Origin of the sequence: Aminipila butyrica (genome assembly GCF_010669305.1) — a bacterium.
GTDB lineage: Bacteria > Bacillota > Clostridia > Peptostreptococcales > Anaerovoracaceae > Aminipila > Aminipila butyrica.
On record NZ_CP048649.1, the window covers coordinates 39,846 to 51,952 of the forward strand.

At 45.8% G+C, this 12,107-nt stretch carries 1 protein-coding gene, 1 tRNA gene, 2 rRNA genes and 1 riboswitch; all 4 genes read right to left on the reverse strand.

Features of this window, described 5'->3' with window-relative positions; translation table 11 throughout:
• Positions 1-73 precede the first annotated feature (73 nt).
• Positions 74-2,968 (reverse strand): 23S ribosomal RNA (locus Ami103574_RS00230).
• A 274-nt stretch (positions 2,969-3,242) separates the two neighbouring features.
• Positions 3,243-3,318 (reverse strand) — tRNA-Ala (locus Ami103574_RS00235).
• Between the two features lie 36 nt (positions 3,319-3,354).
• Positions 3,355-4,873 (reverse strand): 16S ribosomal RNA (locus Ami103574_RS00240).
• Together the 16S and 23S rRNA genes with 1 tRNA gene alongside form the textbook arrangement of a ribosomal RNA operon.
• Before the next feature lie 620 nt (positions 4,874-5,493).
• Entirely contained in the window at positions 5,494-11,499 is a 6,006-nt protein-coding gene (locus Ami103574_RS00245) for an S-layer homology domain-containing protein (protein ID WP_163064755.1), read from the reverse strand.
• 311 nt (positions 11,500-11,810) lie between these two features.
• Positions 11,811-12,016: riboswitch (cobalamin riboswitch) on the reverse strand.
• Between the last annotated feature and the right edge of the window lie 91 nt (positions 12,017-12,107).

Here is a 12,107-nt window from a genome sequence, read left to right on the forward strand (position 1 = left end):
TTGTTTACTTGAGAGCGTACTCTCAAAACTGAATAATATACATGCTCTATCAGATTTTTTCCTTGAAACCATTTTGGTCAAGCGCTCGACCTATTAGTATCGGTCAGCTCCATGCATTACTGCACTTCCACCTCCGACCTATCAACGTGATAGTCTCTCACGGGTCTTACCATTTCTGGAGGAAATCTTTTCTTGTGGGGGGCTTCGCACTTAGATGCTTTCAGCGCTTATCCCTTCCATACGTAGCTACCCAGCTATGCCTTTGGCAAGACAACTGGTGCACCAGAGGTATGTCCATCCCGGTCCTCTCGTACTAAGGACAGCTCCACTCAAATTTCTTACGCCCACAGCGGATAGGGACCGAACTGTCTCACGACGTTCTGAACCCAGCTCGCGTACCTCTTTAATGGGCGAACAGCCCAACCCTTGGGACCTACTTCAGCCCCAGGATGAGACGAGCCGACATCGAGGTGCCAAACACCGCCGTCGATGTGGACTCTTGGGCGGTATCAGCCTGTTATCCCCAGGGTAGCTTTTATCCGTTGAGCGATGGCCCTTCCACTCGGTACCACCGGATCACTAAGCCCGACTTTCGTCCCTGCTCGACTTGTTGGTCTCGCAGTCAAGCTCCCTTCTGCCTTTACACTCTTCGCGCGATTTCCGTCCGCGCTGAGGGAACCTTTGGGCGCCTCCGTTACTCTTTAGGAGGCGACCGCCCCAGTCAAACTGCCCGCCTGACACTGTCCCAGTACCGGTTCACGGTACATGGTTAGAACTTCAACGTTACAAGAGTGGTATCCCAACGGTGGCTCCGCTAAAACTGGCGTCCTAGCTTCGTAGCCTCCCACCTATCCTGTACATGCAACGCCGAAATCCAATATCAAGCTGCAGTAAAGCTCCATGGGGTCTTTCCGTCCTGCTGCGGGTAACCGGCATCTTTACCGGTACTACAATTTCACCGAGTCTATTGTTGAGACAGTGCCCAGATCGTTACGCCTTTCGTGCGGGTCGGAACTTACCCGACAAGGAATTTCGCTACCTTAGGACCGTTATAGTTACGGCCGCCGTTTACTGGGGCTTAAGTTCATGCCTTCGGTTACCCTAAGCAGTCCCCTTAACCTTCCAGCACCGGGCAGGCGTCAGCCCCTATACTTCAGCTTTCGCTTTTGCAGAGACCTGTGTTTTTGGTAAACAGTCGCCTGGGCCTTTTCACTGCGGCCTGCTTTCGCAGGCACCCCTTCTCCCGAAGTTACGGGGTTATTTTGCCGAGTTCCTTAACAATAGTTCTCTCGCTCACCTTAGGATTCTCTCCTCATCTACCTGTGTCGGTTTACGGTACGGGCACCTACATTCTCGCTAGCGGCTTTTCTTGACAGTGTGAAATCAGCTGCTTCGGTACTATATTTTCCCTCCCCATCACGCCTCAGAATTGAACAAGCGGATTTGCCTACCTGTTCTCCCTTGACGCTTAGACGCACTCTACCAACGGTGCGCTCAGCTTATCCTTCTGTGTCCCCACTTCGCTCAAACGAATTTCGGTGGTACTGGAATCTCAACCAGTTGTCCATCGCCTACAGCGTTCGCTCTCGGCTTAGGCCCCGACTAACCCTGAGTGGACGAACCTTCCTCAGGAAACCTTAGATTTTCGGTGGACAGGATTCTCACCTGCCTTACGCTACTCATGCCAACATTCTCTCTCGTATGCAGTCCACCAAGCCTTCCGGCTTCGCTTCTGCCCGCATACGATGCTCCTCTACCAATTATCTTACGATAATTCCAAAGCTTCGGTAGTAAGTTTTAGCCCCGTTTATCTTCGGCGCAGAGCCACTCGACTAGTGAGCTATTACGCACTCTTTAAATGAGTGGCTGCTTCTAAGCCAACATCCTAGCTGTTTATGCAGCTCCACATCCTTTTCCACTTAACTTACATTTTGGGACCTTAGCTGTTGGTCTGGGCTGTTTCCCTTTCGACTATGAAACTTATCTCACATAGTCTGACTCCCAAGTTTAATACTTCGGCATTCGGAGTTTGATAGTTTTCGGTAACCGGTGAAGGCCCCTAGAACATTCAGTGCTCTACCTCCGAGTATCATTTTCCTTGAGGCTAGCCCTAAAGCTATTTCGAGGAGAACCAGCTATATCCGGGTTCGATTGGAATTTCACCGCTATCCACACGTCATCCCAGCCTTTTTCAACAGACATGAGTTCGGTCCTCCACGAGATTTTACTCTCGCTTCAACCTGCACATGGATAGGTCACCCGGTTTCGGGTCTACAGCATGCAACTAACCGCCCTATTCAGACTCGCTTTCGCTACGGCTCCAGTGCTCCAGCACCTTAACCTTGCTACATACCATAACTCGTTGGCCCGTTCTACAAAAAGTACAAGGTCACTTGCGCTCCCTTTGCTTGTAAGCATAAGGTTTCAGGTTCTATTTCACTCCCCTCCCGGGGTTCTTTTCACCTTTCCCTCACGGTACTGTTCACTATCGGTCACTAGGTAGTATTTAGGCTTGGGGGGTGGGCCCCCCGGCTTCCCACCGGGTTTCACGTGTCCGGTGGTACTCTGGATTCACTCTGCATCTTGTGCATTTCGTCTACGGGACTTTTACCCTCTTCGGTTTGCCTTTCCAGACAACTTTGACTATACACGCCATACGTGATGAGTGTCCACAACCCCAGTGCAAGCACTGGTTTGGCCTCTTTCCCTTTCGCTCGCCGCTACTTAGGAAATCGATGTTTCTTTCTCTTCCTCCGGGTACTTAGATGTTTCAGTTCCCCGGGTTACCTTCTCTATGACTATTTTATTCATCATAGGATACCTACGCATTACCATAGGTGGGTTCCCCCATTCGGACATCTGCGGGTTGACGGATGTTTGCTCCTCACCGCAGCTTTTCGCAGCTTGCCACGTCCTTCGTCGGCTCCTAGTGCCAAGGCATTCACCTTATGCTCTTATTTGCTTGACCAGCAATTTACCTGTTTAGCGTTAAACAGGATTTAGTTTGTTAAGAAACTTCGTCATTCACACTTGTGTAAAGACTTGCATTTCTTCTGGTTTCTCGGTTGAAATCGTAGTTTCCCTTTAACAATTCTAAAAAGACTTGTCTTAGTTTAACTGTTCTTTTGTTATCTTTCGATAACCTCGATTTCGTATCTATTTTTGTGTGTTATTAACACTTCTGATATTTATTTGCATATTATTCAGTTTTCAAAGTACGCTTAGAACTTCTTTTGAAGTTCTGGTGGAGAATAAGGGGATCGAACCCTTGACCCCCTGCGTGCAAGGCAGGTGCTCTCCCAGCTGAGCTAATTCCCCATATAAAACTCATAGTGTAAAAGTTAGTCTCCTTAGAAAGGAGGTGATCCAGCCGCACCTTCCGATACGGCTACCTTGTTACGACTTCACCCTAGTCATTGATTTTGCCTTAGGCAGCCTATTTACTGGCCGACTTTGGGCACCCCCAACTTCCATGGTGTGACGGGCGGTGTGTACAAGACCCGGGAACGCATTCACCGCAGCATTCTGATCTGCGATTACTAGCAACTCCAACTTCATGTAGGCGAGTTGCAGCCTACAATCCGAACTGGGACTGGTTTTGGAGATTTGCTCCACCTCACGGTCTTGCGTCTCTCTGTACCAGCCATTGTAGCACGTGTGTAGCCCAGAACATAAGGGGCATGATGATTTGACGTCATCCCCACCTTCCTCCGTGTTATCCACGGCAGTCTCAATAGAGTGCCCATCTTACTGCTGGCAACTATTGACAAGGGTTGCGCTCGTTGCGGGACTTAACCCAACATCTCACGACACGAGCTGACGACAACCATGCACCACCTGTCTCCTCTGTCCCGAAGGAAGATCCCGGTTAAGGGACTGTCAGAGGGATGTCAAGTCCTGGTAAGGTTCTTCGCGTTGCTTCGAATTAAACCACATGCTCCGCTGCTTGTGCGGGTCCCCGTCAATTCCTTTGAGTTTCACACTTGCGTGCGTACTCCCCAGGCGGAGCACTTAATGCGTTAACTGCGGCACCGAAGTCTTGCGACCCCGACACCTAGTGCTCATCGTTTACGGCGTGGACTACCAGGGTATCTAATCCTGTTTGCTCCCCACGCTTTCGTGCCTCAGTGTCAGTTACAGTCCAGAAAGCCGCCTTCGCCACTGGTGTTCCTCCTAATATCTACGCATTTCACCGCTACACTAGGAATTCCGCTTTCCTCTCCTGCACTCAAGTCTCACAGTTCGCAGGGCTTACAATGGTTAAGCCACTGCCTTTCACCCCACGCTTACAAGACCACCTACGCACTCTTTACGCCCAATAATTCCGGATAACGCTCGCCCCCTACGTATTACCGCGGCTGCTGGCACGTAGTTAGCCGGGGCTTCCTCCTTGGGTACCGTCATTTGTTTCTTCCCCAAGGACAGAGCTTTACGACCCAAAGGCCTTCTTCGCTCACGCGGCGTTGCTGCATCAGGCTTTCGCCCATTGTGCAATATTCCCCACTGCTGCCTCCCGTAGGAGTTTGGACCGTGTCTCAGTTCCAATGTGGCCGATTACCCTCTCAGGTCGGCTACTGATCGTTGCCTTGGTAGGCCGTTACCCTACCAACTAGCTAATCAGACGCAGGCCCATCTCATGCCGATAAATCTTTGACAAGAAAAACATGTGTTTTCCTTGCATCATGAGGTTTTAATCCCGGTTTCCCGAGGCTATCCCTCTGCATGAGGCAGGTTGCCTACGCGTTACTCACCCGTCCGCCGCTTTCCATTTACGCACTCTTCCGAAGATTTGTTTGTAAATTTCTCGCTCGACTTGCATGTGTTAGGCACGCCGCCAGCGTTCATCCTGAGCCAGGATCAAACTCTTTGTAAATGGTATTTAACTCAGATTGCTCTGATTCAAATCAAGTTTGTCTTTCGACTCAAGCTAAACACATTTGCGTTTGCTTGTTCTATTCTTCACGTTTCCGTAAATCCTAGAATTATTGTTTTTAAGAAATTGTACGTTGACTTCCAAAACAAGTTTGGTTATCTTACCAATCATGCTGATTGATTGTACTTAGTTTGGAGAATAACTTAATATTCTCTTGACTAATTCTTTTACACTATGAAGTTTTCAAGGTTCATGTCCCGCATTAACGGAACTTTTCAAGTATACCATCTCTTTACAAAACTGTCAACAACTTTTTTCAAGTTTTTCTCAGAAGAACTGAGGTAGCTGGCAGCCCGTTTCACGAGACAGCTTTAATAGATTACCAAAATTCGACCTCTATGTCAATATCTTTTTTCAAGTTTTTCCAATCTTTTTAATCTCTCTTCTTTTCCCTTTATCCAAATCCGCTAAATGGCGTCTATCCTTAAAACACAATCTACATTCTATATAGAAAAGTTCTTCCTATTCTATAGTATACCTTAACAAAGTAAAACAGGATTTCTCCTTTTAATGAAGAAACCCTGTTTTCTATTTAATTAAGTCGGCCTACTTCTTATTGCTTATTTTACAATATCTTCAGCAAAACGCTTTAAGATAGTGGCAACCTCGGCGCGAGTGGCACTCCCGCCCGGGGCCAATGTATCTGCTGTTCGTCCAGTAAGAAGGCCCTGTGCGTTTGCCCACTTAGTAGCTTCTGTCGCCCAAGCATGGACCACTGCCTCATCGGCAAAGCGGGTGAGCTCTGCTGTCTTTGTCACATCATAGCTCTTATATTTCGCATAATTGTACAGAATGGTTGCCAACTGTTCTCTGGTAACATAACTGTTTGTTCCAAACAATCCATTCCCCATTCCTGTCACAATACCGCTTTCATTTGCCCAGACAATGGCATCTGTATACCACAGACCGCTCTTTACATCGCTAAAGCTATTGTCCCCCGAAACAGCCGGCGAACCAGCTAACCGATAGAGAACCGTCACCAACATGGAGCGGGTCATGTTATCATTCGGGCCAAATTCAGAGGCTGTGAGTCCATTAAAGAGTTTATTTTTTGCTGCATGTTCTACAGCACCGTAAAACCAATCCTTTTCTTTCACATCGGCAAAGGTATTCTGCCACACAGCGGAGTACCCTACTAAATATTTAGATAGATGAGTAGTGGTAAAGCTCGTCATGCCCTTAGTTTTATCATACTGAGAGGTCATCTTCTCTAGCTTCCCATCATTACTGAGGTACCACACTGTAACGCCTTCAGCTTTTTCGCCATCCTTTAAGGCATATGGAAGAGAAATCGTGATGCTCTTGCCGTCAAAACTGCTGATGGTCTCCTGTCCACTGAGGACGGATATGTCGAATACCGCGTTACTGCCTGCCGCTTTTTGTTGCTCTGTTGTCAAAGCTTTTGTTTCTACAGCCTCAACAGCTATCGTGATGCTTTTGCCTGTCATCTGAGAAACAATCGAATCCAACACGCTATTTGACAAGGCTACAGTTCCTATTGGAATCTGGATAATTAGCTTAGAGGATGTTTGAACAGACAAGGCGTTCAAGGCATCCTGATTCAACGTAACCTGCGCCGAGGTTACTGTCCCGCTAATCTTTGGCGCAATAACAATATCTCCGCTGTTAGATTTCACTTCGGCAATGGCATCCTTCATATCTTTTAAAGAAAGAGTTGTTTCTGCTTTTCCGCCACTAACCTTGGCTGTCGGGGTAAGAGTCTGTGCTGCATCCGCTCCGCTGGCTCCCGCAGAAGAGGAACCTCCACCCCACTTGTCACTGCCTTCTTCCTTCGTGTAATCGTCCGTGTAATGGAAGACTATTTTATCTCCATCTTCTAAGAATTGCTGAGATACACCAACCTCTGGGTGTGTTCCATTCAGTGTATACATCCAGCCGGAACGAGGCCCATTAGTAAACTCTTTTAGCCAGTTCTTTGTTCCTGGCACTTGAATGCCAGAAATATATAATGTTTTATATTGGTTGTTTGCCGTACCTTCAAAATTAATATCAGCAGCAGAAAGTGCTTTTCTGAACAAATCTTCTACCGTAGCATTGATATCAACCGTATAGCTGGTTTTGGGAATCCATGTCTCTAGATTGTTTTTCTTCAAGGTATGAATGTTTTTGTCCTCTTCACTGTCGTGGATATCATCTCCCAAAAGAGTAAAGGAAACATTAATGTCGTTTTTTTCAGGTGTAACAGTTTTCAGTATGGTAACTACAAATTCCGTCTTTACTGCACCATAGGCTGCGGTCAGAGTCACTAGACCTCTCTTGCTGCTGTCAAACCCCGTGATGGTGACGCCTTCATCCAACGTCGGATTGGTGATTGTCCCATCACTCCACTCAGCGGTAAAGGTAATTCCAGCTAGATTCAGCTTATCCCCAATATAGTATTCCTCTTGGTAATCACCAGACACCGTCAGATTAGTGACAACGGCCTTAGTTACCGTATGACTAGGGTATCCATTTTGTCCTTGTACCCAGTTTTTATAGCTGTCTTCTCCATCATTTAGCAATGGAATAAGGGAACCATCAGCCATAATTTCAGCAGTTACCTTTTTACCCAAGGTATCGCTGTCCGTGCCTAATGGATCATCCGTACGATTGTGGTTCTTTTTGGAAACACCCGTAGGCTCTGTAGGAAGTTCCACAGAGGTGTCAAAATAGTTTTTGCATAACTCTGTCTCATGAGTTTTACAGCTGGTATCCACAGAATCAATTCTGCCTATGCTCCGCAAAACTCCCTCCGCATAATAATAGTTATTTTCAATAATGTTCGTCTTATTGAGAGAGCGGAAATATCCGATGATACCCCCAGCAATGCCGCCTTCTCCAGTTGCCGTCAAGTTACCGGAAAAGACATTGTTGCGAATATAAGCGTTTCCCCAGTTTTGAGCGATACCATTTTCGCCGCCCAAAATGCCGCCTACTTTATCTGTACCAGTTATATTTGCTGCAACAATACAATTTTGAACGCTGGCGCAAGGTGTATTCGGTGCCGAAATAGAGTTATAACCTGCTGCGGCAATTCCGCCGGCGCAGCTTCCCGTAGCGATAACAGTGCCATAGAACTCACAGTTACTATAGGCGTATGGGCCCATAGACTGTCCTTTGACACCTCCGATTCCCCCTACATTGTTTACACCATAAACATCTGCGTAGCTGACACAGTTGAGAAACTGTCCACTTACTTCTCCTGCGAAGGAACCTACATTAGAAAGACCAGAAGATGCATCGGTAGTCTTATTGTAGCCAATTTTAACATTAGATTCTACTGTACAATTTATAAAATTACAAACATTGCCGCCAGAGGCGTACCCACCGAGAAATCCTCCCATTCTAATGCTCGAACCACTTTTTAATATAACATTTGTCACATTGAGGGTGTCAGGACAGCCTGGAGCATAACTTCCGCCAGTACCTTCATTATAATTGCCGTCGGTACCATAATCTACCACATAATTAGTTAACAGAGCATAATCCGCCATGTACGGAGCATATATGTTGAGATTCTGAACGGTTGCCTCTCTTGCATAAGCCAACAGAGCCTTGCTGCCTTCTGCAAAGGTAAGTGTGTGATCTTTACCGTTCAAGGTGCCAGAAAACGGAAGAATATTAGCTCCATTTCCAGCATTGGCTGCTCCCGCCTTTAGCATGCCAATACCAGTCCAGTCTTTTGAAAGCGTAATATCGTTTTGTATGGCCAGGTACATTCCCTCAAAGCTATATCCCTGTGCCACCAAAGAAGCTACAGATGCAAAATCCTCCGGGGTAGATATCTGATAAGGTTGATTTGGTGTACCAGAACCAGCAAGTGGAACATCTACCGGCGCACGTTCTTTCACGGCAATTTCAGCTACATCAGAGGTCACCTGTGAACTCATTCCTTGCAGCGCAGAGGTGATGATGCAGTAATAATACTTTGTTCCTACTTCTGTAGGATTCCCCAAGGCATAAGACGAAGTCGTCGCGCCTACTATGGGCGTCCCACCTATTGTGCTGTTTTCTGTATTTTCGTACCACTGATAGGTTATCGCCCCATATACAGGAGATTTAAGACTGACTGTCAGATTTGCAGCCTTATCCCCTTGTGTATATACTGCACCTTTAGGCTGAGCTGATATAGTATTGACAGGTGCAGCAGTAGCCTTTAGAAACACATAAATATTGCTGGAGTTGGTTTTATAAGTCTTTCCATTAAAAGTATATTTTGCCTGGTAGTAATACCACTTTCCTTTATCATTGACTTGACCTAAATCTGTCTTCGGCGTGATAGTCCAGGTTGTATCTAAGACAGAGCCACCGCTGTTGGCATTGGAGTTGCTGAGAATCCAATTTCCGCCCCAGGTGCCTCCCTCTGCTGCGGTTGTACATTCTACCTCTAGCAACGCAGCTGCATCCCCTACATTATAGACATATCCCTTTGTATCTGAATAAGTATACCCGTCGCTTGGCAGCTCAGGCACTTCATTTTTAACCGTTACAACCGGTGTAGGATCTGGATAAACAGCAACGGACACCATCTCCGTATCGGTCTCATTGCCGCTTCCTTGTTGCGAATTGATTATCCTGCAAAAGTAATAGGTTGTCCCAACCTGAACCGTCGCAGGTGTATATGTATAGGAAGTGGCATTTTCAATTGCTTCAGCTCCTTCAACAGAATTTGTGTTATTCTTATACCACTGGTAGGACAAAACTCCGTTGGCACTAGAACGGACACTCAAATCCTTAGCAGACTCCCCAACTACATAAACGGCCCCCTCTGGCTGCTTTATTATAAAAGGCTTACTCTCTAATGGTTCTTTTTTAAGAGTTAAGGTATATGTATTTTCCTGTTTACCGGCTCCACTGACTTTAACAGGAACAGACATGGTTCCGTCCTCATTCCAGTTATAGATCAACGTATACGCCGCACCATTTACGGCCTTTTGCCCATTAATAGTAATTTCATAGTTATTGCTATAAGGCGTGGCAGTGATATCGATGCCCTCTTTCGTACTATCTGCGTAAATGCTATAGTTTTCAGTTGCCTTATCAAATCCAGGTGTCATAATACCGCCGACAACAAGGCCTTTCAGGGTAGCGATTTGGTTTACATGAATTTGATAATCCGTTGTTTTATTCCCATTATGATTAATAAATACATCCACATAGCCCTTGCTAAATGAAGCAGAGGTATAGGCGGAGTTTGACCAGCCTCCCCACGAGTTACTGTACATAACTGCGTAGTTCTGCGACCCAATGGTATAGCCCCCTCCTCTGACAATATCACTTGCTCCAGGAGCTTTAGCCGCAACAAAAAGGCTGCTTGTATAATCCGGAACAGTAACGGTATACCCAGTCAGCTTGGCGCTTTCAAACTGAGGTGTCATAGGAATCGGCTCTGCCCCTTTGTTGTATGCATCCTGATTTTCATACAGATTGAGGCTTTCAAATACAGGCGCTGCATAAACATTGACCCTGAACAGCGGCATTATCGCCGGCGTTGTGCCCGCCTCTATACTGTCATCAGGAATATAAGCTGAAACAAGATATTGTCCTGGGGTATCAAATTTCAGCGTAACGACTCCGAGGTCATCGGATTTTATCCCTTCTATATCGGTTTTTGCTCCTGTGGTAGTATTGATATAGCAAAGTTGCGCTCCTCCAATTGGTACTCTTTTCGTCTGAAGAGTCTGATTGTCAATACACCCATACCAACCAATAGAATAACCATAGAGGTAAAAGTTCTTTCCATATCCGACAGAAAAATCATACGAAGAGATTCCAGTGGTTTTATCTGTAGTAAACTCCACACAGTTATCCAAACCAGAGATGTCCTGGTAAATATAAAATTCAACCAGATCATTATTTGCAATGCCGGCATTTGCAACATTATAGCCTGTATAATACCCTTGGTTTAAGGTATTATCGTGAGGTTGTTTACCGTTTACTGAAAATCCACAGTTCATCGTCTCCTGTCCAAAAATTGTTTTAATCGAACCGGATTCAACATCTAACAGGGTACTGGCATTTTCTTTCGTAAAGTCTCCTTCAAATACAACTTGATGGGCTTTCACCAGAACGTCCAGTGCAGAGACCCCAGTTTCTACTTCATCTATGTAGCCATAGCTTTCCGCTAAGTCTTCAGAAACTTCCACCCCCAGCTGCGGAGCACACAGAAACCCATTGACGGCCTGCGCCGTAAAATCAATTTTTACGGTATCTGCTTCCGTTTCCTCCTCCGCCAATTCGCTCTCTAGGGTATTTACAACGTTTATTACGTCTTCTCCTGTGCTATCATCGTCAGAACTCTCCTCATTCTGACCATCCTTTTCGTTTTGTCTGTCTTGTTCTTTGTTTGACATTACGTCTTGCGCATTGTCGTCCAAATCGCCCAGCTCTGCTTTATTGTCATTCTCGGTAAGATTCCTTCCAGGTGAACCATCTGTTACCAATTCCGAAAGGATATTTTGCGTATCCGCTGTACCGCTTACCTCTTCCGCAAAGGCGCTCGGCATCATAGAGAGCACAATAAGAATAGATAAAATTATAGATAAGGCTTTTTTTCTCACTTTCATTAATACTTCCTTTCTTTAGATTTTTACTGAATAAATTATTGTAATCAAGGTTTGTTCACATGCCTATTATATCTTTATATTCAAAAAACCTCCTTTCTTCAGCTTACTACTCGCCCTCTTTCATAAAATAAAACTGGCAGTATAAAGTAAACCGTCTATAATAATTCTGCCACTTTTTTGACGTGCATTTTTCCACACAAAAAAACTGTGGCTCAATGCCACAGTTCCGTTTTCAACTGCATCTTAATGTACTTTAAACCGCCACAAACACTGCGCTCTTGTTCCAAGAGTGCCAAGTTTTCACCTTTACCGAGGTTGTTTAAACTTATGTCTGTATTCTGACTTGTGCCTCATCATCTTTTGCCTGCCTTCCCAAGTTCCACTCAGTGGCTGCTCATCTTCAGAGCTGTGGCTCAGACTCCGCACTTACAGCGGCGGTACCGTCCCGGACTTTCACCGGAGTTCCTCTTACCCGCATACGGTTTCCCGCCACGGTACATAAAATACATCGTATCCAATCCGTTATTTTCCCTTTATCTTTTTCATATTATCAATAAATTTTCAATGTGTCAAGCGCTGCTTCTACCCTCTAACTATCCATATTTTTC

What these genes read in the sequence shown, in the direction of transcription:
- Ami103574_RS00245 (WP_163064755.1), bottom strand. Translation starts at nt 11,499, where the DNA reads ATGAAAGTGAGAAAAAAAGCCTTATCTATAATTTTATCTATTCTTATT.